The organism is Cellulomonas hominis (assembly GCF_014201095.1).
Classification (GTDB): Bacteria; Actinomycetota; Actinomycetes; order Actinomycetales; family Cellulomonadaceae; genus Cellulomonas; species Cellulomonas hominis.
On sequence record NZ_JACHDN010000001.1, the window covers coordinates 1,740,708 to 1,761,994 of the forward strand.

General features: G+C 73.4%; 19 protein-coding genes and 2 tRNA genes. 7 read left to right on the forward strand and 14 right to left on the reverse strand.

Annotated elements, in window-relative coordinates; translation table 11 throughout:
- Nucleotides 1-8 precede the first annotated feature (8 nt).
- The 5 genes from HNR08_RS08250 to pknB are packed head-to-tail and all read left to right on the forward strand — an operon-like array spanning nucleotide 9 to nucleotide 7,603.
- A complete protein-coding gene (locus HNR08_RS08250; RefSeq protein ID WP_146837705.1) occupies nucleotides 9-1,322 on the forward strand; it encodes a Stp1/IreP family PP2C-type Ser/Thr phosphatase in 1,314 nt (437 codons plus the stop codon).
- Nucleotides 1,322-2,800, forward strand: coding sequence for an FtsW/RodA/SpoVE family cell cycle protein (locus HNR08_RS08255; RefSeq protein WP_146837708.1), 1,479 nt, complete (start codon nucleotides 1,322-1,324; stop codon nucleotides 2,798-2,800). Before HNR08_RS08250 ends, HNR08_RS08255 begins: the two co-directional genes overlap by 1 nt.
- A complete protein-coding gene (locus HNR08_RS08260; RefSeq protein WP_146837711.1) occupies nucleotides 2,797-4,254 on the forward strand; it encodes a peptidoglycan D,D-transpeptidase FtsI family protein in 1,458 nt (485 codons plus the stop codon). The genes HNR08_RS08255 and HNR08_RS08260 overlap by 4 nt, the downstream gene beginning before the upstream one ends.
- Entirely contained in the window at nucleotides 4,251-5,630 is a 1,380-nt protein-coding gene (locus HNR08_RS08265; protein ID WP_146837713.1) for a serine/threonine-protein kinase, read from the forward strand. Before HNR08_RS08260 ends, HNR08_RS08265 begins: the two co-directional genes overlap by 4 nt.
- Complete coding sequence (pknB, locus tag HNR08_RS08270; protein WP_146837716.1) at nucleotides 5,630-7,603, forward strand: Stk1 family PASTA domain-containing Ser/Thr kinase; 1,974 nt, start codon at nucleotides 5,630-5,632, stop codon at nucleotides 7,601-7,603. The genes HNR08_RS08265 and pknB overlap by 1 nt, the downstream gene beginning before the upstream one ends.
- Before the next feature lie 221 nt (nucleotides 7,604-7,824).
- On the opposite strand, the gene HNR08_RS08275 is transcribed toward pknB, so the two are convergent.
- The 5 genes from HNR08_RS08275 to HNR08_RS08295 form a co-directional block, all read right to left on the reverse strand.
- Nucleotides 7,825-8,331 carry a hypothetical protein gene (locus tag HNR08_RS08275; RefSeq protein WP_146837719.1) on the reverse strand — a complete coding sequence of 169 codons (507 nt, stop codon included), beginning with the start codon at nucleotides 8,329-8,331 and terminating at the stop codon, nucleotides 7,825-7,827.
- Between the two features lie 1,014 nt (nucleotides 8,332-9,345).
- On the reverse strand, nucleotides 9,346-9,969 hold the full coding sequence (locus tag HNR08_RS08280) for an aminodeoxychorismate/anthranilate synthase component II (RefSeq protein ID WP_146837722.1): 624 nt from the start codon (nucleotides 9,967-9,969) through the stop codon (nucleotides 9,346-9,348).
- A 4-nt stretch (nucleotides 9,970-9,973) separates the two neighbouring features.
- Nucleotides 9,974-10,132, reverse strand: a complete 159-nt coding sequence (locus HNR08_RS08285; RefSeq protein ID WP_168431789.1) for a hypothetical protein — start codon at nucleotides 10,130-10,132, stop codon at nucleotides 9,974-9,976.
- Between the two features lies 1 nt (nucleotide 10,133).
- Nucleotides 10,134-10,970, reverse strand: coding sequence for a class E sortase (locus tag HNR08_RS08290; protein ID WP_146837725.1), 837 nt, complete (start codon nucleotides 10,968-10,970; stop codon nucleotides 10,134-10,136).
- Entirely contained in the window at nucleotides 10,967-11,926 is a 960-nt protein-coding gene (locus tag HNR08_RS08295) for a DUF881 domain-containing protein (protein WP_246803063.1), read from the reverse strand. The genes HNR08_RS08290 and HNR08_RS08295 overlap by 4 nt, the downstream gene beginning before the upstream one ends.
- 119 nt (nucleotides 11,927-12,045) lie before the next feature.
- On the opposite strand from HNR08_RS08295, the gene HNR08_RS08300 reads away from it, so the two are divergent.
- A complete protein-coding gene (locus tag HNR08_RS08300) occupies nucleotides 12,046-12,294 on the forward strand; it encodes a cell division protein CrgA (RefSeq protein WP_146837727.1) in 249 nt (82 codons plus the stop codon).
- Nucleotides 12,295-12,459: 165 nt separating this feature from the next.
- On the opposite strand, the gene HNR08_RS08305 is transcribed toward HNR08_RS08300, so the two are convergent.
- Together HNR08_RS08305 and HNR08_RS08310 are read right to left on the reverse strand one after the other, a co-directional pair.
- Entirely contained in the window at nucleotides 12,460-13,155 is a 696-nt protein-coding gene (locus tag HNR08_RS08305; protein WP_307724258.1) for a rhomboid family intramembrane serine protease, read from the reverse strand.
- Between the two features lie 166 nt (nucleotides 13,156-13,321).
- Nucleotides 13,322-13,861 (reverse strand): peptidylprolyl isomerase, encoded by a 540-nt coding sequence (locus HNR08_RS08310; protein ID WP_146837731.1) that lies wholly within the window; start codon nucleotides 13,859-13,861, stop codon nucleotides 13,322-13,324.
- A gap of 148 nt (nucleotides 13,862-14,009) precedes the next feature.
- Here HNR08_RS08310 and HNR08_RS08315 point away from each other — a divergent pair, with 148 nt between their 5' ends.
- A complete protein-coding gene (locus tag HNR08_RS08315; RefSeq protein WP_146837733.1) occupies nucleotides 14,010-14,915 on the forward strand; it encodes a hypothetical protein in 906 nt (301 codons plus the stop codon).
- Nucleotides 14,916-14,991: 76 nt separating this feature from the next.
- On the opposite strand, the gene HNR08_RS08320 is transcribed toward HNR08_RS08315, so the two are convergent.
- The 7 genes from HNR08_RS08320 to gyrB form a co-directional block, all read right to left on the reverse strand.
- Complete coding sequence (locus tag HNR08_RS08320) at nucleotides 14,992-15,444, reverse strand: hypothetical protein (protein ID WP_146837735.1); 453 nt, start codon at nucleotides 15,442-15,444, stop codon at nucleotides 14,992-14,994.
- A 34-nt stretch (nucleotides 15,445-15,478) separates the two neighbouring features.
- A tRNA-Ala gene (locus HNR08_RS08325) sits at nucleotides 15,479-15,551 on the reverse strand.
- Nucleotides 15,552-15,600: 49 nt separating this feature from the next.
- Nucleotides 15,601-15,720, reverse strand: coding sequence for a DLW-39 family protein (locus tag HNR08_RS21265; protein WP_210737316.1), 120 nt, complete (start codon nucleotides 15,718-15,720; stop codon nucleotides 15,601-15,603).
- Between the two features lie 22 nt (nucleotides 15,721-15,742).
- Nucleotides 15,743-15,816: transfer RNA gene (locus HNR08_RS08330), tRNA-Ile, on the reverse strand.
- Between the two features lie 64 nt (nucleotides 15,817-15,880).
- On the reverse strand, nucleotides 15,881-16,573 hold the full coding sequence (locus tag HNR08_RS22645; RefSeq protein WP_146837737.1) for a DUF3566 domain-containing protein: 693 nt from the start codon (nucleotides 16,571-16,573) through the stop codon (nucleotides 15,881-15,883).
- A complete protein-coding gene (gyrA, locus tag HNR08_RS08340; protein ID WP_168431239.1) occupies nucleotides 16,570-19,182 on the reverse strand; it encodes a DNA gyrase subunit A in 2,613 nt (870 codons plus the stop codon). Before gyrA ends, HNR08_RS22645 begins: the two co-directional genes overlap by 4 nt.
- A gap of 54 nt (nucleotides 19,183-19,236) precedes the next feature.
- The gene (gene gyrB / locus HNR08_RS08345; RefSeq protein WP_246803222.1) at nucleotides 19,237-21,237 is read right to left on the reverse strand and encodes a DNA topoisomerase (ATP-hydrolyzing) subunit B; all 2,001 of its coding nucleotides are present in this window, start codon (nucleotides 21,235-21,237) and stop codon (nucleotides 19,237-19,239) included.
- Nucleotides 21,238-21,287: the final 50 nt, after the last annotated feature.

Consider the following 21,287-nt stretch of genomic DNA (forward strand, 5'->3'; position numbering starts at 1 on the left):
GGGGGATCGTGAGCATCGCGCTGCGCTACGCCGCCCGGTCCGACGTGGGGCTGGTCCGGTCCAACAACCAGGACTCGGCCTACGCCGGTCCGCACCTGCTCGTCGTCGCGGACGGCATGGGCGGGCACGCCGGCGGCGACGTGGCGTCCTCGGTGGCGATCGCCGCGCTGGCTCCCCTCGACGGGGAGTCGCACGGGCCCGACGACGCGCTGGACGAGCTGGAGCGCGCGCTGGAGGAGGCCCGCGAGGAGATCATCACCCGCTCGGAGACGAACCCCGAGCTGGCGGGCATGGGCACGACGGTGACCGCCATCCTGCGGGCCGGCAACAAGCTCGCGATGGTGCACCTCGGCGACTCCCGCGGCTACCTGCTCCGCGAGGGCGTGCTCACGCAGGTCACCACGGACCACACCTTCGTCCAGCACCTGGTCAACACGGGGAAGATCACCCCGGAGGAGGCCGAGCACCACCCGCAGCGCTCGGTCGTCATGCGGGTGCTCGGCGACTTCGACGCGGACATCGCGCCCGACCTGTCCGTGCGCGAGGCCCGGCCGGGCGACCGCTGGCTGCTCTGCTCCGACGGGCTGTCCGGCTTCGTCAGCGGCGACACGATCGCGCAGACCCTGCACGAGATCGCCGACGTCGACACCTGCGCCGAGCGCCTGGTCCAGCTCGCCCTGCGCGCCGGGGGCGGTGACAACGTCACGGTGGTCGTCGCGGACGTGCTCGAGCTCGACCAGGTCCGCGACGGCGCCGGCCCGCGCACGAACGCCGTCGTCGTCGGGTCCGCCGCCATCTCCCGCAACCGGCCGACGTCCGCGCAGGACGGCCCCGCCGCCCGCGCCGCCGAGCTCTCCCGCCAGGCTGCCGCCAGCACCCCGGGCGCCGGCGTGCCCGAGGTCGAGGCCGACGACGAGGACGAGGACGCCGACGAGCGCCGCGCCCGCCGGCGCCGGCGCACCCGCGGCGTGCTGCTGACCCTGCTCGCCGTGCTGGTCCTCGCCGCCGGGGCGTTCGGCTTCTACCGGTGGACCCAGACGCAGTACTTCGTCGGCGTCGACGGCGAGGTCGTGGCGATCTACCGCGGCATCCCGCAGTCCGTCGGGCCGATCGCGCTGTCCGAGGTGGTCGAGACGACCGACGTGGCCGTCGACGACCTGCCGGAGTTCGTGCGGAACCGCGTCGAGCAGACGATCCACACCGCCTCCCTCGCGGACGCCCGGGACCGGGTGGACGCGCTGGTCGAGGACGCCGCCGAGGCCGGCGCCACCCCCACCCCCCGTCCCACGCCCACCCCGACGACGACCACGGCGGCGCCCTGATGGCGACCGTCGAGGCGCACCGCGTGCGCGCCGGCCGCGGGACCGAGCTGGGCCTGATCGTCCTGGCGCTGGCCATCGCGATCGCCGCGTACGCGCTGGTCGGGCTGGGCGCCACCGACGAGCTGCCCGCCGACGTGCTCGGCTACGGCGCCGGCATGGCGGGCCTGGCTCTCGTCGTGCACCTGGTGCTGCGCTGGCGCGCCCCGTACGCGGACCCGGTGATCCTGCCGGTCGTCATCGCCCTGAACGGCATCGGGCTGGCGATGATCTACCGGATCGACCTGGCCCGGGAGGCCCGCGGCGGCACCGAGATGTTCGCCGGCAAGCAGCTCGCGTGGTCGGCGATCTCCGTGGTCCTGGCGTGCGCCGTGCTCGTCGTGCTGCGCGACCACCGCACGCTGCGCCGCTACACGTACACCGCGATGGTGGCCGGCCTCGTGCTGCTGGTCCTGCCGCTGATCCCGGGCCTCGGCGTCGAGATCAACGGCGCGCGCATCTGGATCCGGGCGCTCGGCTTCTCCCTGCAGCCCGCGGAGCTCGCGAAGATCTGCCTGGCGGTGTTCTTCGCCGGGTACCTGGTCACGCACCGCGACACGCTCGCGCTGGCCGGGCCGAAGGTGCTCGGGCTGCAGCTCCCCCGGCTGCGGGACTTCGGGCCGATCCTCGTCGTCTGGGCCGCGTCGATCGCCGTCCTGGTGTTCCAGAAGGACCTCGGCACGTCCCTGCTGCTGTTCGGCCTGTTCGTCGCGATGCTCTACGTCGCCACCGAGCGGCTGTCCTGGATCATCATCGGCCTGCTGATGTTCGCGGGCGGCGTGGCGTTCGCGACGGCGACGTTCGGGCACGTGGCCGCCCGGTTCCTCATCTGGCTGCACGCCCTCGACCAGGACGTCTTCGACCGCGCGCCCGGCGGCTCGGGCCAGCTCGTCCGGGGGCTGTTCGGCCTGGCCAGCGGCGGGCTGTTCGGCACCGGGTGGGGTCAGGGACGCCCGGACCTCGTGCCGTTCGCCGAGTCGGACTTCATCATCGCGTCGCTCGGCGAGGAGCTCGGGCTGACCGGCCTGATGGCGACCCTCGTGCTCTACCTGGTGCTGTGCCAGCGCGGCCTGCGCACCGCCATCGGCGTCCGGGACGGGTTCGGCAAGCTGCTCGCCGCCGGCCTGGCCTTCGTCATCGCGTTCCAGTGCTTCGTCGTGGTCGGCGGCATCACCCGGATCATCCCGCTGACCGGCCTCACCACGCCGTTCCTCGCGTACGGCGGCTCGTCCCTGCTCGCGAACTGGATCGTCGCGGCCCTGCTGCTCCGGATCTCCGACGACGCGCGCCGCCCGGCACCCGAGGTCAGGGGGCCGCTGCTCAGCACGCCCGCCGGCGGGCTCGCGCTCGACGGATCCGGCCCCGCGCCCGCCCGCGGCGCGGAGCCGGACGACCGGCCCACCGAGCGGCTCCGCCGCACGACGGGGGGTGGCCGCCCGTGAACGCCGCGCTCCGCCGCCTGTCGACCGTCGTCCTCGTCATGTTCCTCGCTCTGCTCGTCGGCACCACCTGGGTGCAGTTCGGGCAGGCGTCCGCACTCAACAACGACCCGCGCAACGTCCGCACCCTGTACCGGGAGTACGGCAAGCCGCGGGGGCCGATCATCGTCGGCGGCCAGACGATCGCGCAGTCGACGCCGGTGGACGACCCGTTCGGATACCAGCGCTCGTACCTGCAGCCCGAGCTGTACTCGACCGTCACGGGCTTCTACTCCGTGGTCAACGGCGGGACCCAGCTCGAGAAGTCCATGAACGACGTGCTGACCGGCCAGGCGGACTCGCTGTTCTGGACCCGCGTGCAGGACCTCATCACCGGCCGGCAGCCCCAGGGGTCGTCGATCGAGCTCACCCTGGACCCGGCGGCGCAGCAGGCGGCGCTCGACGCGCTCGGCGGGCAGCAGGGCGCGGTCGTCGCGATCGAGCCGTCGACCGGCAAGATCCTCGCGATGGTGTCGACGCCCGGCTTCGACCCGAACGCCCTGGCCACGCACGACACGACCGCGGCGAACACGGCGTACCAGCAGCTCCTCGCCGCCGACGGCGACCCGCTGATCAACGCCACGATCAACGAGAACTACCCGCCCGGGTCGACGTTCAAGCTGGTCACCGCCGCGGCCGCCCTCGAGTCCGGCAGCTACACCCCGGAGTCCGTCATCGCCGCCCCCGACGTGCTGACCCTGCCGGGCACCCGCACCGACCTGCCGAACTTCGGCGGATCCTCCTGCGGCGCCGACCAGCAGACCACCCTCGCCGACGCGCTGCGGATCTCCTGCAACACCGCGTTCGCGCAGCTCGGGGTCGACCTCGGCGACGACGCGATCCGCGAGCAGGCCGAGCGGTTCGGCTTCGACTCCGGCGACCTCACGATCCCCATGGCGGTCTCCCGGTCGACGTTCCCCGCGGACCCGGACGCCGCCCAGACCGCGCTGTCCGCGATCGGCCAGGAGTCGGTGCGCTCCACCCCGATCCAGATGGCCATGGTCTCCGCGGCGATCGCGAACGGCGGCACGCTCATGACGCCGTACCTGGTGCAGACCGTCCGGACCGCGGACCTCGACGTGGTCAGCGAGGCAGAGCCGGTCGAGCTGTCCGACGCCGTCTCCGCGGGCACCGCGCAGGCGCTGACCGACATGATGGTGGGCGTCGTGGAGTCCGGGTCGGGCACCGCCGCGCAGATCTCGGGGGTGCAGGTCGCGGGCAAGACGGGCACCGCCCAGACCGGCCGCGAGGGCGAGGCGCCGCACGCCTGGTTCACGGGCTTCGCGCCGGCCACCGACCCGCAGGTCGCGGTGGCGGTCATCGTCGAGAACGGCGGGTCCGTCGGCTCCGAGGCGACCGGCGGTCGTGTGGCCGCACCCATCGCGCGCGCCGTCATGCAGGCGGTGATCGGCCAGTGAGACCGGCACCGGGCGTCGTCCTCGGCGGGCGCTACCGCCTCACCCGGCAGATCGCCGTGGGCGGCATGGGCGAGGTGTGGGCCGCGCACGACGAGTCGCTGCAGCGCGACATCGCGATCAAGGTGCTGCGCGCGGAGTTCGCCGGCGACACCGGCTTCCTCGAGCGGTTCCGCACCGAGGCGCGCAACGCCGGCCGGCTCTCGCACTCCGGCATCGCCGCGCTGTTCGACTACGGCGAGCAGGACGGGTCCGCCTTCCTCGCCATGGAGCTCATCGTCGGCGAGCCCATGAGCGACCTGCTCGAACGCGAGCCCGTGCTGCCCCCGCGCCGGCTGCTGCCGATCCTCGCGCAGACCGCGCGCGCCCTGCACGCCGCCCACCAGGCCGGGGTCGTGCACCGCGACGTCAAGCCCGGGAACATCCTCATCACGCCGACCGGCAAGGTGAAGATCACCGACTTCGGCGTCTCGCTGTCGAGCAACCAGGTGCCGATGACCGCGACCGGCATGGTCATGGGCACCGCGCAGTACCTCTCCCCCGAGCAGGCCGTCGGCGGCCCCGCGACCGCGGCGTCGGACATGTACGCGCTCGGCATCGTCGCGTACGAGGCGCTCGTCGGGCACCGGCCGTTCACCGGGCCCACCGCGGTGGACATCGCGGTGGCGCACGTCAACACGCCCGTGCCGCCGCTGCCCGCGTCCGTCGACCGGCAGATCGCCGCGCTGGTCATGCGGCTGCTCTCCAAGGACCCGGCCGCCCGGCCGTCCAGCGCCGAGGAGCTCGCGCGGATGTTCGACGCCCTGGTGCCGCACACGCCCGCCGGGGGGAGCCCGCCGGTGTCGATCGTGCCCGGTCGGTCGCGGTCGGTCGCGGCGGCGCCCGCGTCCTCGCCCGCGCCCGCGTCCTCCCCCGGGTCCCGCCCGGCCGACGGCGCGACCCGGGTGCGCGGCTCCGCACCGGCCGCCGCCCCCGCGGCCGGCACCATGCCGCCCTCGTTCGACCCCCGCACCGGCCGGCCCACGGACTCCCGCGCGGCCCGCCGGGACGCACCCGCGCCCACGTACCGCGTCGGCGGTCCCGCCAGCACCCGCAGCGGCGCGCACGCCCAGCCCAGCACCCGCGCGCACGCCCGGGTCGCCGAGCGGTCCGGCTGGCGCCGGCTGCACGTCCGGTGGCCCCTGCTCGTGCTGGCCGTCCTCGTCGTGGCGCTCCTCGGCGCCGCGCTGGCCGACCGGCTCACGGGTGCCGCCGACCTGCCGGTCGGGTCCGCGACCACGGGGTACACCCGCGCGGCCGACGAGGGTGGGATGATCTCCGAGCACGTGCCCGGCGCAACCGCGCCGGACGCGCGAACGACGACAGCGAAGGACGCCTAGTGGTGGACGACGGATCCCGGATCCTCGCCGGACGGTACGAGGTCGGTGAGCTCATCGGCCGCGGTGGCATGGCCGAGGTGCACATCGGGCACGACACGCGCCTCGGGCGCACCGTCGCGATCAAGATCCTGCGCTCCGACCTCGCGCGCGACCCGTCGTTCCAGGCGCGGTTCCGCCGCGAGGCGCAGGCCGCGGCCGCGCTCAACCACCCCGCCATCGTCGCCGTGTACGACACCGGCGAGGACGTGTACACGGAGCCGACCGGCGCCGTCGCGCACGTCCCGTTCATCGTCATGGAGTACGTCGAGGGCCACACGGTCCGCGACATCCTCCGCGACGGCCAGGCCGTGCCGATCGAGGAGGCCATCGAGATCACCGCCGGCGTGCTGTCGGCGCTCGAGTACTCCCACCACGCCGGCATCGTGCACCGGGACATCAAGCCCGCGAACGTCATGCTCACGCCCACGGGCGCCGTCAAGGTCATGGACTTCGGCATCGCCCGCGCGGTGGCCGACTCCGCCGCGACCATGACGCAGACCCAGGCCGTCATCGGCACCGCGCAGTACCTGTCCCCCGAGCAGGCCCGCGGCGAGACCGTGGACGCCCGCTCCGACCTGTACTCCGCCGGCTGCCTGCTGTTCGAGCTGCTGACCGGGCGCCCGCCGTTCGTCGGCGACTCCCCCGTGGCCGTGGCGTACCAGCACGTCCGGGAGATCGCGCCCGCCCCGTCCTCCGTCGCGTCCGACGTCCCCGAGGTGCTCGACCGGATCACCGCGAAGGCCCTGGCCAAGGAGCGGGACGCCCGCTACTCCTCCGCCGCGGAGTTCCGAGCCGACCTCGAGGCCGCCGCCCGCGGTGGGCACGTGTCCGCCCCCGCCGTGGCCGCTGCGGCGCTCGGTGCCGGGGCGGCCACGCAGGTGCTCGGCCCGGACGCCGCCGCGACCCAGATCATGCCCGGCGACGCCCCCGCGTGGGCGCCCACCAACCCCGGCACGGCCGTGCTCACGGCGACCCCGGGCGAGGACGAGGAGCCCGAGCAGAAGTCGCGGCGCTGGCTCTGGATCACCCTCGCGGTCGTCGCCGTGCTGGCCGTCGCCGGCATCGTCGCCCTGCTCATGCAGGACCGGACGCCGCCCGTCGTGAACGCCACCGTGCCGGACGTCGTCGGCATGGCGGAGGCCGACGCCCTCGCCGCCCTGCAGGACGCCGGCTTCGAGGGCGAACGGCAGGAGGAGACCAGCGCCGACGTCGCACCGGGCAGCGTCACGCGCTCCGACCCCGCCGCCGGCGAGGAGGCCCCGAAGGACAGCACCGTCCAGTTCTGGGTCTCCACCGGCCCGGACTCCGTCGCCGTCCCCGACGTCACCGGCCTGACCCAGGACGCCGCGCGCAAGCAGCTCGAGGGCGCCGGCCTGACGGTGGGCAACGTGACGGAGGAGGACAGCCCGGACCAGCCCGCCGACCGCGCCCTGCGCACCGAGCCCGCCGCCGGTCAGTCCGTCGCGGACGGCTCCGCCGTCAACCTGTTCATCGCGTCCGGCAACGTCGACCTCCCCGACCTGCGCGGCCAGGCCCAGGCCGACGCCGTCGCCACCCTCAACGGCCTCAAGCTCGGGTCGAACATCCGCGAGGAGGAGACCACCGACGCGGCCCCCGGCACGGTCATCGACCAGGACCGCTCCGGCATCGTCCAGCAGCAGACGGTCGTCGTGCTGACCGTCGCCAAGGCGCCGCCGGAGCCGACCACGGTCCAGATCCCGGGGAACATCACCTCGATGAACTGGAGCCAGGCCAGCGCCGCGCTCACCCAGCTCGGCCTGGTCCCGGTCCAGGAGTACGCGAACGTCGGCGACTCCGACAAGCCGAAGGACGCGGTCCTCTCCACGAACCCGGCGCCCAACTCGACGGTGGAGACCGGCTCCCAGGTGACGGTCACCCTGTCCGCGGGCCCGGACACCAGCGGGAACGACTGACCCCGCCCCGCCGCACGCCCCGCAGGCCCCGCCCCTCCCGGAGGGCGCGGGGCCTGCGCCGTCCGGCCTGCCCGCCCGCGCGGGGCCCCCGTTGTCCCACCCTGTGCGCCGAGATCGGTCGTCCGCGCTGAGATCGGTCGCTGGAGGCGCCGATCTCGGTCGCGGCAACCGATCTCGGCGACGGGACCACCCGGCGTCAGCGGCGACGGGACCACCCGGCGTCAGCGGCGACGGCTGTGAGCGGAGCGGAGCGCCCTGCCCACCCGCGGTCCGACCTCCTCCGGGTGCCGGAGGTCCGCCCAGGTGAACCGGACGACGATCCACCCCGCGTCCTCGAGCGCGTCCTGCCGGCGTTTCTCCTGATCGACCGCGGCGCTCGACTCCTGCGCGCTCCCTCCGTACTTGAGCCGGCCGTCGAACTCGAGGGCGACCCGCTCCTCCCGCCACCCCAGATCGACCCACCGCCACCCGAGCCGTGTCGGCACGGCGACCTGGAGATCCGGCGCCGGGAGACCCGCCGCGCGCACGTGCCAGCGCAGCAGGGACTCCCCGGGTGACTCCGACCTCGCGTCGGCGAACGCCAGGACCTCCCGCGCGCGGCGGACGCCACGGTCGCCGGCGGCCGCCGCCAGCATCTCGTCGATGACGGCCGGGTCCGCCCCGGCACGGAGCGCGGAGTCGGCGACCACGAGCCCGTGCGCCCGGTCGAGCGTCGCAGCGCAGTCCACCGCTGTCCGCTCGATCGGCGACACCGGGAGCGAGGCGGTCCGGTCGACCTCTGCTGCGCGAGTCGCACGGCTCGTCCAGTGCTCCCGCACGCCGCGGAGGCCCCCCGTACGCGACGCCCGCGGTGCCGAGAGCGCCGTGACGTCCACGTCGTCGGGAACGGCCACGAGCTGGCACCCGTGCAGCAACGCGGCTGTGCGGTGACTGAACCAGTGGTCGCCGGTCCGCACCGCGTGCAGCGCCGCGGCCCGAGCGAGGACCCGGCTGCGGGCGAGGTCCCAGGGCAGTCCGTCGGGGGACACTTCCGCGTAGACCCCGCGCAGGACTCGCATCAGCGAGCCGTCCCTGACCCGTGTGCGCAGGACGTCCGGTGGGAGGTCGCCGGCTCGCAGGACGCGCGGGACGGCGGGCAGCACGACGGCCGGCGACGGCCGGAGTGGCGGGCCCTCACCGGGGAGGCGTTCCAGGAGAGACGACGATCTGCGGATGGCGGGGCGCTCGTGCGAGGTCATGCTCCGACCGTGCAGCAGGCGCCCGCGCGGTCACCGAGTTATCCACAGAATGGGGCCTGCGGCCATGGTCCCCAGGCACGTCGGCATCTCGGTGAGGCCGGATCACGCGCATCCGGCGCATCTCAGCCATGCTCGATCTGCGTCGCTCGCCACCAGCCGCGCCGCCCCGAGGCCCGCCGAGATCGGTCGATCGGACCGAGATCGGCCGTTGCACCGACCGATCCCGGTCGGGAGTGCCGATCTCGGCGGACGCCCGGTTGCGGACCCCCGGCGGCGGACGCCCGGTCGGCGGACGCCCGGCGGCGGACACCCGGTGGCGGACGCTCGGTCGGCGGACGCCCGGCGGCGGACGCCGGGCCGGTCGGTGGTGAGCACCCGGGCAGCGAGCAGCGGGTCGCGGGCATGGGCGGCCCCGGCTCGCGGCACGGAGTCGGCGCGGGCGCAGCCGGCGTCGGCGACGCGCCGGGGCCGAGGTTCAGGAGCGGGGGGTCGGGGGCGCCGCGGTCAGGGGCGCACGAGGGGGTGCAGGTCGGCGGAGCGGGCGACCGCGTCGTCGGCGCCCGTGAGGGCCAGCCAGTTCGCGAGGAGCCGGTGGCCGCCCTCCGTCAGGACGGACTCCGGGTGGAACTGCACCCCGTGCAGCGGCAGCGTCCGGTGCTGCAGGCCCATGATGATGCCGTTCGCCCGGGCGGTGACCACGAGCTCGTCGGACGGCGTCCCGTCCACGACGGCGAGCGAGTGGTACCGGGTGGCGGTGAACGGCGTCGGCAGGCCGTCGAACACCCCCTGCCCGTCGTGCGCGACCAGGCTGGTCTTGCCGTGCATGAGCTCGGGGGCGTGCGTGACGGTGCCGCCGAAGACCTCGCCGAGCGCCTGGTGCCCGAGGCAGACGCCGAGCATGGGGGTGCCGGCCTCGGCGCAGTCGCGGATGACCTGCATGGACGCGCCGGCCTCCGACGGGGTGCCGGGTCCGGGCGAGACCAGCACGCCGTCGAAACCGGCGCGCTCGGACGCCGGCGGGACGGCGTCGTTCCGGACGACGACGGTCTCGGCGCCGAGCTGGTCGAGGTACCCGACGATCGTGTAGACGAACGAGTCGTAGTTGTCGACCACGAGGATGCGGCTCATCGGGTCACTCCCCCACGGTGGTGTCGTTGAACGGCATGTACGGGGCCAGCCACGGGAACACCCAGACGAAGCACGCGGCCAGCACCGCGGTCGCGAGCACCAGCAGCAGGAGCACGCGCACCACCGCCGGGCCCGGGAGGTGCCGCCAGAGCCATCCGTACATCTCAGGTGCCTTCCACGAGCTCGGCGGGCACGCCCTCGTCCAGGGGTGCCCAGTAGTCCAGGACGCCGTGCACGATGTACCGCTCGCGGGCGGAGAACATCGGGTGGCAGGTGGTCAGGGTGATGTACCGCTCGGTGGGCTCGACCCCCGGCTGGTTCGGCACCGGCGCGATCACCTGGACGTCCTGCGGCAGGACGATCTCGGAGGACGTCACGCGGTAGACGTACCAGGCCTCGTCGGTCCAGACGACGATCGGGTCGCCCTCCTGGAGCTCCGCGATCCGGTTGAACGGCTTGCCGTAGGTGGTGCGGTGCGCGGCGAGCGCGAAGTTCCCGACGCCGCCCGGCATGGCGGTGCCCTCGTAGTGCCCGACTCCGAGCGGGTTCAGCACGTTGGGCCGGTCGGTGCCCTGCGTGATGGTCCGGGTCGGCTCGCCGTCCCAGCGCGGCACGCGCATCGAGGCGAACGTCGTGAGGTACGGCGGCTCCTCCATGACGGGCGGCTCGTCGTACCGGGGCGTGACGACGGCGGGACCCTCGTCGGCCTCGAGCGGGGCGAGCGGCTCGTCCCAGCCCTGCTCGGCGACGATGCGAGCCTGGTCGCGGTCGGCGACGACGTCGGTCCACCACAGCTGCCACGCGAGGAACGCGAGGAGCAGCACGCCGGCGGTGATGAGGAGCTCGCCGAGCACGCCCACGGCGCCGAGCACGAACCCGCCGCCCCGGCGACCCCGCGGGCGGTGCTCCGCCCGACGCGCGTCACGCCGGGTCGGCGCGGGTCCCCCGCGCCCGCCGTCGGGCCCGTCGACCGTCGGCCAGGACACCTCCGTGCCGCTCATCCCTCGGTGTCCTCCCGGCCCTGGTCGGGGCTCGTCGTGGCGTCGTCGCCGGCCACGAGCCCGGGCAGGACCTCCGTGCCGGACGGCACGCTGGCGTACCTCATGTCGACCGACCCATCGTAGGCGGGCACCTCGACCCCGCCGCCCGGCTCGGTCACCGACCACCCGAGCCCCACGGCGTCCACCCAGGACCGGTACGCCCGGACCGCGGGGTCGGCGTCCAGGGCGTCGAGGAGCTCCTCGGGGTCGCCGACGGCGGTGACGACGTACGGCGGCGAGTAGCGGCGTCCCTGCAGCGACAGGACGTTCCCGATGCACTGGAACGCGCTCGTGGAGATGACCCGCTGGTCCATGAGGGCCATCGCCTCGGCTCCCCCGGCCCACAGGGCGTTGATGACGGCCTGCAGGTCCTGCTGGTGCACGACGAGGTCGTCCGGCCCGGTGCCCGCGGGCCGCGGGCCGTCCACCGGTGCGTCGTCGAGGGAGACGGTGATCCCGGTGCCGGTCACGGCGAGCCGGCCCGACGCGATGTCGTAGGCGGTGCCGGCGGACTGCCACTCGAGGCCGACGGTGTCCGTCTGCTCGCGGGTCAGCGCGTCGACCTGGGCCCGGAGCGCGGCGACGTCGTCGGCGAGCCGCTCGCGCCGCGCGTCCTCGTTGGCCTGCAGCCCGGCGAGGTCCTGCGGCTGGCGGGTGTTCGTGCCGCTGGCGAGGCGGGCGTTCGCGGTGAACAGCGCGCCGGACAGCGCCATGACGAGGGCGACGGACACGGTGCCCCGCAGCGCCCGGCTGCGCCGGTGCCGGGTCAGGCGGTGCTGGGCGTGCTCGCGCGCGGCGTGCAGCCGGTCGGCGGTCTCCGCCGCCTGGCCCGGCCTGTCGCCGGGCACCCCGTCGCCCGCGGCGGGCCTCGCCGCGTGTGCGCCGTGGACCTGGCGCTCGGGGTGCTCGTCGGGCACGCTTCTCCCCCTCGGTCTCGCCACTACGCTAGGCCACGTTCGTGGCTTCCGTGCGTGCGTCCACAGGCGGACGGCGGGAGCACCTGTGAAGGTCAGCCGGTCGAGGTCAGGAGCATCCCGTGCCCAAGTCGAGGACGCGGCAGAAGTCGCACTACACCGCGCCGCCCGAGCGCTCTGCCGGTCCGGCGGTCAACCCGCCGTGGTTCGTGCCGGTGCTGGTCGGGCTCCTGGTGCTCGGTCTCGTGTGGATCGTCGTCACGTACCTGACGAGCTTCGACTACCCGATCCCGGGCATCGGCTCGTGGAACCTCGCGATCGGCTTCGCGTTCGCGCTCGGCGGCCTGGGGATGGCCACCCGCTGGAAGTGAGCGGTCCGCCGCGCGGCCGGGGCGGGGACCGGCGCCCACCGCGTCGTCCCCAGCCCGGGACCCGTTGTCCCCAGGCCGCGCGGGCCGTTTCCCCAGGGGTGCACAACCCTGTGGATAACTACACGGGTGTAATTCCACAGCTGTGAGCAACGCTGGGGACGGGCGTCAGACCCGCGCGTAGCTCACCAGGACGGCCGCCACGAGCAGCAGGCCGACGCCGACGCTGGCGCCGACGGAGACCGCGAACCGCCGGTCCCGCGGGGCGTAGGCGTACGCCGTCCCGAGCAGGGCGCCCACGACCAGGCCGCCGAGGTGCGCCTGCCAGGCCACCCCGGGCAGCACGAACCCGAGCACCGCGTTGATGACGAGCACGCCGACGATGCCGCCGGCGCTGCGCCCGGTGCGTCGCAGCACCACCAGCACCGCGCCGAACAGGCCGAACACGGCCCCCGACGCCCCGACGAGCCCCGTGAACCACGCCGCGGAGTACGGCGACGCCAGCACCAGGAACATCACGGAACCGCCGACGGCGCTCAGCAGGTAGAGCGTGAGGAACCGCCAGCGCCCGAGCATCGCCTCGAGGAACGGCCCGACCGACCACAGCGCGACCATGTTGAACGCGATGTGCAGGATCTGGCCGGGGGAGTGCAGGAACGCGGAGGTGAGGAACCGCCACGGCTCCGCCTCGCCGACGACGGGCGCGAACGCGAGGTCCTGCGTCCACGTCGGCGTGGTGAGCTGCAGGACGTAGGACACGACGCACAGCCCGATGAGGGTGAGCGTCACGACGGGCCGGCCGGTGGTGATGCGGCCGCCGAACGCCGTGCGCGCGGGACGCGTGGCCTTCGCCGCGTCACGCACGCAGTCGACGCACTGGATGCCCACCGCAGCCGGGCGCTGGCACTCCGGGCACGTCGGCCGCCCGCACCGCTGGCACCGCACGTACGCGATGCGGTCGGGGTGCCGCGGGCAGACCGGCGGCGGGGCGGGAGCGGCAGGGCCCGGCTGCGGGTGGGTCATCGAGGGGTCAGGACTCGAACGTCACCGACTCGATGACCACGTCCTCCACCGGCCGGTCGCCCGGGCGGGTGCGGGTGGTGGCGATCGCGTCGACCACGGCACGGCTCTCGTCGTCGGCGACCTTGCCGAAGATCGTGTGCTTGCCGTTGAGGTGCGGCGTCGCGGTCACGGTGATGAAGAACTGCGACCCGTTGGTGCCACCGACCTGGCCGGTGATGGGGTCACGGCGCAGGCCGGCGTTCGCCATCGCGAGCAGGTACGGCTCGGAGAACCGCAGCTCGGGGTGGATCTCGTCGTCGAAGGTGTACCCCGGGCCGCCGCGGCCGGAGCCCAGGGGGTCGCCGCCCTGGATCATGAAGCCGTCGATGACGCGGTGGAACACCACGCCGTCGTAGAGCGGGGACGTGCGCTTCTCGCCCGTCGCCGGGTCGGTCCACTCCTTCTCGCCGGTCGCGAGGCCGCGGAAGTTCTCCACGGTCTTCGGGGCGTGGTTCGGGTAGAGCTCCAGGCGGATGTCGCCACGGTTCGTGTGCAGGGTCGCGTGCATGCCCGTCATCCTGTCACGGACCGCTGTGCGCCGACCCGGTGAGGATCGGGTGTTCACGCGGGACGAACACGCGCCTGCCACCTGCGCGGAAGCCGCGACGGTGGCAGAGTGGGACGTCATCGGACCAGCTGAGCGGGAGTGTGTGGACATGGCCTTCCTGACCCGACGGAGCAAGCTCGAGACCGTCACCGACCACCTGACCTCCGAGCGCGTGAAGGAGCAGGCCGCCGCCGTGCTCGCGGACGCGGGGACCAGGGCCGCCGACGGCGCCGGCAAGCTGGCCGCGACCGCCAAGGTGCAGGCCGCGGACGCCGCCGTCGCCGCGAAGGGGGCCGCCGAGCACGCGCTGGAGTGGACCCAGCCGCGCGTCGAGGCGGCCGTCGAGTGGCTGATCCCGCGCATCGACCACCTCTACAAGGAGAGCGTGAAGGCCGCGGCCCCGCGCGTCGAGAAGGCCGCGGAGAAGGCCGGCCCGGTCATCGACACCGCGCACGACAAGCTCGTCGAGGACCTGCTGCCCAAGCTCGTGCAGGCGGTCAACGACGCCGCCGAGCGCGCGGGTGCCGTGGTCGAGCAGGTCGCGGACCAGGAGGCGGGCAAGAAGAAGGCCCGTGCCGCCGCCGCAGCGGCAGCCGCAGCCGCCGCCGCCAAGCAGGCCGAGAAGAAGCAGCACAAGGGCGCCAAGCGGTTCTTCCTGTTCGCGACGCTGGTCGGCGCGGGCGCCGCGGTCTTCGCCTGGACCCGGACCCGCACGACGACGGACCCGTGGGCCGAGCCGTGGGAGCCCGAGGCCCCTGCCGCCGACCAGTTCCGCGCCCGGGCGGGCGACGCCGCCGAGGCCGTGGGGGAGGCCGCCGGCGAGGCGGTGGCCCGCGGGCGGGAGGCGACCAAGAAGGCCGCGGAGAAGGTCGCCGAGGTGCGCGAGGACGTCGAGGAGCGCGTCGCCGACGCCACCGAGAAGGTCACCGAGGCGACGAAGAAGGCGACCCAGCGCCGGGCCGCCCCGAAGAAGCCGGACACCGACGCCGCCGAGGGCACGACCCCGGAGGTCTGAGACCGGCACGCACGCGAGCAGGGCCCGGTACCCCGAGGGGTACCGGGCCCTTCGCCGTCCGGGCGGGCGGCGGCGCTCAGGCGACCGGCAGCAGCCCCGCGTGCCGGCGTGCGATCGCCCCGTGCGCCCACGCCCGCGCTCCGCCCGCGACGGCCGCGCCGAGCGGGACGTACAGCACGACCCCGCCGGGCCCGAACGCCAGCATGAGGGCCAGCGCGGCCACCGCCCCCGCCAGCGCGAACCACCAGCCCGCAGCGGCCGCCGTCGCGTCGTCCGGCAGCAGCCGGCCCACGACCACGCCGACGGGGTAGCCCACGACGAGCGTGACCACGGCGTGCACGAGCCACACGAAGCCGATCAGGCCGGCGGAGTCGAGGTCCATGAGGACGGCCACGGCCAGGGCCGCCACCAGCCCGAGCCCCCCGACCACCGCCTGGCACCGCACCTGGACGCTCCACGCGTCGCGGGCGGCCCGGCCCCACCGTCCGGTGCCGGGGGGCGGGGGATACGTCGCTCCGGGCGTGCTCACGCGGTCACGCTAGCGGGCCGGGGATGCTGCTGTGTGGAGCCAAGGGGACTCGAACCCCTAACCCCCTGCTTGCAAAGCAGGTGCGCTACCAATTGCGCCATGGCCCCGCGCACGACCGCAGAGCGCGGTGGTGCGGGTGGTGACGGGGGAGAAGCCCTACTCGACCGGGTCGGTGACCTCGGCCCACAGGTCTCGGTCGTCGCGCTCGGCGGTGTACCGCGTCCAGGCGACGTATCCCGCGACGGCGACCGCCGCCAGGAGCAGGAGCTTCTTCATGGGGTCCCCCAGGGCTCGGGAGTGGGCCTAAGAGGACTTGAACCTCTGACCTCTTCCTTATCAGGGAAGCGCTCTAACCGTCTGAGCTATAGGCCCGTTCGCACGCCGGGCGTGCCGGACGAGACTACCCCAGCAGGGGCCACCCGCCCAAACCGCCACCTCACTCGTCGGTCATCGTCACGTGCACGCCCCCGACCAGGGCGGCCGTGATGTTGTACAGGAACGCGCCGATGGTCGACAGGGCGGTGATGAGGAAGACGTCGAGGACGGCGACCAGCGTGGCGACCGAGATGACCCGGTCGAACTGGACGTAGTCCATGAGGTCGAAGTTTGAATCCGCGAGGATCTCGGTGATGAGGCCGTCCAGGCGGGCGAACACCTCGAGCCCGTCCAGGGTCAGCCACACGACCGCGCTCGCGACGACGACCATGATGCCGATCGCGACGGAGATGAGGAACGACAGCTTCATCACGGACCACGGGTCGACCCTGGACACCGCCAGGCGCACCCGCCGCGGGCCGGTGCCGGTGAGACCACCGGTCCCCGTGGCGGCCGGCCGCGGCGCGGGGGTGTCGCCGGCGGGTCGCGGGGACGTCGCGGGCTTCGGCGCGGCCGACGAGCCGACCGGGGCACCCGACGGCGCGGGAGCGGCCTGCGCCGGGGCCGAGGCGCTGCCGGAGGACGCCGGGGCGCCCTTGCCGGCCGCGGGCGCGGACGTCGCCGCCGGCGTCGCGGCGGTGGCCGTGCCGGCGCCGCGCTTCGCCGAGTCGGTCGTGGTGCGCGCGCCGCCCGACGGCTTGTCGGTGGCGTCGCCGCCCTTGCGGGGCGGGATCGACGGAGGCGTGTCGCTCACGCATCCTCCTCGGAGGTCTCGTCAGCCACCGGGGCGTCCGGAGCTGTGGTGGCGCTGGTGTCCTCGAGGGCCGCGGACGTCACGTCCGGCTCGCCCGTCTCACCCACGGTACCCGCCTCGTCGCCGAGGTGACGCTCGATGTTGCGTGCCACCGCGATGATCCGGTCCCCGTTGTCGGGCTTCGCGAAGATGACGCCCTGGGTCGTGCGGCCGGTCGCGTTCACCTCGGAGGTCGCGGAGCGGACGATCTTGCCGCGCTCCATGATGACCAGCACCTCGTCGTCCGCGTCGGTGACGAGGGCGCCGACGAGGTCACCGTTCGCCTCCGGGAGGTTCGCCACCTTGATGCCGAGGCCGCCGCGCCCCTGCACGCGGTAGTTCTCCACGGTGAGGGCGGTGCGCTTGGCGATGCCGCCCTGCGTGACGGTGAACAGGAACGCCTCCTCGCGGACGACGTCCATCGCGAGCAGCTCGTCGTCGGCGCGGAACTTCATGCCGGTCACGCCGGACGTCGCGCGGCCCATCGGGCGCAGCGCCTCGTCGGTCGCGGTGAACCGGAGCGACTGGCCCTTGCGGGACACGAGGATCAGGTCGTTCACGGAGTCGACGATGCGGGCGGACACCAGCTCGTCGGGCAGGCCGTCCTCGTCCTCGCGCAGGTTGATCGCGATGACGCCGCCGGAGCGGTTCGAGTCGTACTCGGCCAGCCGGGTCTTCTTCACCAGGCCGCGCTTGGTGGCGAGCACCAGGTACTCGGCCTGCTCGTAGTCCCGCAGGTCCAGGACCTGGGCGATCTTCTCGCCGGGCTGGAACGCCAGCAGGTTCGCGACGTGCTGGCCCTTGGCGTCGCGGCCGCCCTCGGGCAGCTCGTACGCCTTGGCGCGGTACACGCGGCCGAGGTTCGTGAAGAACAGCAACCAGTGGTGCGTCGTCGTCACGAAGAAGTGGTCGACGATGTCGTCCTCGCGCAGCTGCGCGCCCCGGACGCCCTTCCCGCCGCGGCGCTGGGCCCGGTAGTTGTCCGACCGGGTGCGCTTGGCGTAGCCGCCGCGGGTGATGGTGACGACCATCTCCTCCTCGGCGATGAGGTCCTCGACGGAGACCTCGCCGTCGAAGGGCAGGATCGTCGTGCGGCGCTCGTCGCCGTACTTGTCGACGATCTCGTCCATCTCCTCGCGGACGATGCCGCGCTGGCGCTCCGGCGAGGCCAGGATGCCGCGGTACTCGGAGATCTCCGCCTCGAGCTTGGCGTAGTCGTCGAGGATCTTCTGGCGCTCGAGGGCGGCCAGCCGGCGGAGCTGCAGCGTGAGGATCGCGTTCGCCTGGACCTCGTCGATGTCGAGCATCGCCATCAGGCCGGTGCGTGCCTCGTCGGCGTCGGGGGAGCGGCGGATGAGCGCGATGACCTCGTCCAGCGCGTCCAGCGCCTTGAGGTAGCCGCGGTAGATGTGGATCTGCTCCTCGGCCTTGCGCAGCCGGAAGTTCGTCCGCCGGACGATGACGTCGAGCTGGTGGGCCGTCCAGTGCCGGATGAACGCGTCGAGGCTGAGCGTGCGCGGCACGCCGTCGACCAGGGCGAGCATGTTGGCGCCGAACGTGTCCTGCAGCTGCGTGTGCTTGTACAGGTTGTTCAGCACGACCTTGGCGACGGCGTCGCGCTTGAGCACGATGACCAGGCGCTGGCCGGTGCGGCCGGAGGTCTCGTCGCGGATGTCCGCGATGCCCTGGACCCGGTTCTCGCGGACGAGGTCGGCGATCTTCTTCGCCAGGGTGTCCGGGTTGACCTGGTACGGCAGCTCGGTGACGACCAGGCAGATGCGGCCCTGGATCTCCTCGACCTCGACGACGGCGCGCATCGTGATCGAGCCGCGGCCGGTCCGGTAGGCCTCCTCGATGCCCTTGTGCCCGAGGATCGTCGCGCCGGTGGGGAAGTCGGGGCCCTTGACGCGCGTCAGCAGCGCGGCGAGCAGCTCCTCCTTCGACGCCTCCGGGTTGTCGAGGTGCCAGCGGACGCCCTCGGCCACCTCCCGCAGGTTGTGCGGCGGGATGTTGGTCGCCATGCCGACCGCGATGCCGGCCGAGCCGTTGACCAGCAGGTTCGGGAACCGCGACGGGAGGATCGACGGCTCCTGGGTGCGGCCGTCGTAGTTGTCCTGGAAGTCGACGGTGTCCTCGTCGATGTCCCGGACCATCTCCATGGCGAGCGGGGCCATCTTGCACTCGGTGTACCGCGGGGCGGCCGCGGGGTCGTCGCCCGGCGAGCCGAAGTTCCCCTGGCCGGCGACGAGCGGGTACCGCAGCGACCAGTCCTGCACCAGGCGGACCAGGGCGTCGTAGATCGCCGTGTCGCCGTGCGGGTGGTACTTGCCCATGACGTCGCCGACGACGCGGGAGCACTTCGAGAACTGGCGGTCCGGGCGGTAGCCGCCGTCGTACATGGCGTACAGGACGCGGCGGTGCACCGGCTTGAGGCCGTCGCGGACGTCCGGGAGCGCGCGGCCCACGATGACGGCCATCGCGTAGTCCAGGTAGGACCGCTGCATCTCGAGCTGCAGGTCCACCTGGTCGATGCGGCCGTGCTCGATGTTGTCGCCGGTCAGCTCAGTCACAGGTCAGTGTCCTTCGGTGGGACGGCCCGGCGCGGCGCGCCGGGGTGGGGCGAGTCAGATGTCCAGGAACCGCACGTCGCGCGCGTTGCGCTGGATGAACGAGCGGCGGGACTCGACGTCCTCGCCCATGAGCACGGAGAAGATCTCGTCCGCCGCGGCCGCCTCGTCGAGCGTGACCTGCAGCAGCGTGCGGTGCTCGGGGGCCATGGTGGTCTCCCAGAGCTCCGAGTAGTCCATCTCGCCCAGACCCTTGTAGCGCTGGATCCCGTTCTCCTTGGGGATCCGCTTGCCGTTCGCCTGGCCGTCGGCCAGCACGGCGTCGCGCTCCCGGTCCGAGTACACGTAGTCGTGCGGGGAGTTCGACCACTTGATGCGGAACAGCGGCGGCTGCGCCATGTACACGTGGCCCTTGAGGATCAGCTCGGGCATGTACCGGTAGAGCAGCGTGAGCAGCAGGGTCCGGATGTGCTGGCCGTCGACGTCGGCGTCGGCCATGAGCACGATCTTGTGGTACCGGAGCTTCGAGATGTCGAAGTCCTCGCCGATGCCGGTGCCGAACGCCGTGATGAGCGCCTGGACCTCGGCGTTGCCGAGCGCCCGGTCGAGCCGGGCCCGCTCGACGTTGAGGATCTTGCCGCGCAGCGGGAGGATCGCCTGGGTCTGCGGGTTGCGGCCGCGGACCGCGGAGCCGCCGGCGGAGTCGCCCTCGACGATGAAGATCTCGCACTCGGCCGGGTTGTTGGACTGGCAGTCCTTGAGCTTGCCCGGCATGGAGTTCGACTCGAGCAACCCCTTGCGACGGGTGGCCTCGCGGGCCTTGCGGGCGGCGAGCCGCGCCTGGGAGGCCTGGATGGCCTTGCGGATGACGTCCCGGGCCTCGTTCGGGTGGGAGTCCAGCCAGTCGCCGAACTGCTCGTTGACCACGCGCTGCACGAAGGTCTTGGCCTCGGTGTTGCCGAGCTTGGTCTTGGTCTGGCCCTCGAACTGCGGCTCCCCGAGCTTGATCGACACGACGGCCGTCAGGCCCTCGCGGATGTCGTCGCCGGTGAGGTTGTCGTCCTTGTCCTTGAGGATGCCCTTGTCGCGCGCGTAGCGGTTGACCAGCGAGGTCATCGCCGCGCGGAAGCCCTCCTCGTGCGTGCCGCCCTCGGTGGTGGAGATGGTGTTCGCGTAGGTGTGCACCGACTCCGAGTAGGCGCTGGTCCACTGCATCGCGACCTCGACCGAGATCTTGCGCTCGGTGTCCTCGGCCTCGAAGTCGATGACCTCGGGGTGCACCAGGTCGACCTTCTTGGCGGAGTTCAGGTGCTTCACGTAGTCGACCAGGCCGCCGTCGTACTTGTACGTGACCTTGCGGGCGGTCGACGGGGCCTCCGTGACGCCGTCGCTGCCGGCCACCTCGTCGTCGGTGTCGGTGTGCTGCGGGCGCTCGTCGGTCAGCGAGATCTGCAGGCCCTTGTTGAGGAAGGCCATCTGCTGGAACCGGGAGCGCAGGGTCTCGAAGTCGAACTCGACCGTCTCGAAGATGCTCGGGTCGGCCCAGAACGTCTGCGACGTGCCGGTGTCGGTGGTCGCCTCGCCCTTGCGGAGCTCGCTCGCCGGCTTGCCGCCGTCCGCGAAGTCCATCTCCCAGGCGAAGCCGTCGCGCTTCACGACGGTCTGCACCTTGGTGGACAGCGCGTTCACCACGGAGATGCCGACGCCGTGCAGGCCGCCGGACACCGCGTAGCCGCCGCCGCCGAACTTGCCGCCCGCGTGCAGGATGGTCATGACGACCTCGACGGTCGGCCGGCCCTCGGTGGGGTGGATCGCGACGGGGATGCCGCGGCCGTTGTCGACGACACGCACGCCGCCGTCGGCCAGCAGCGTGACCTCGATGTGGTCGCAGTAGCCGGCCAGGGCCTCGTCGACGGAGTTGTCGACGACCTCGTACACCAGGTGGTGCAGGCCGCGCTCGCCGGTGGAGCCGATGTACATGCCGGGACGCTTGCGGACCGCCTCGAGACCCTCGAGGACCGTGATCGCGGACGCGTCGTAGGCGGGAGTCCCGTTCACCGCCCCTCCGGGTGTGGTGGGGTTCGGTCCGGTGGAGGGGCTCTGGTCAG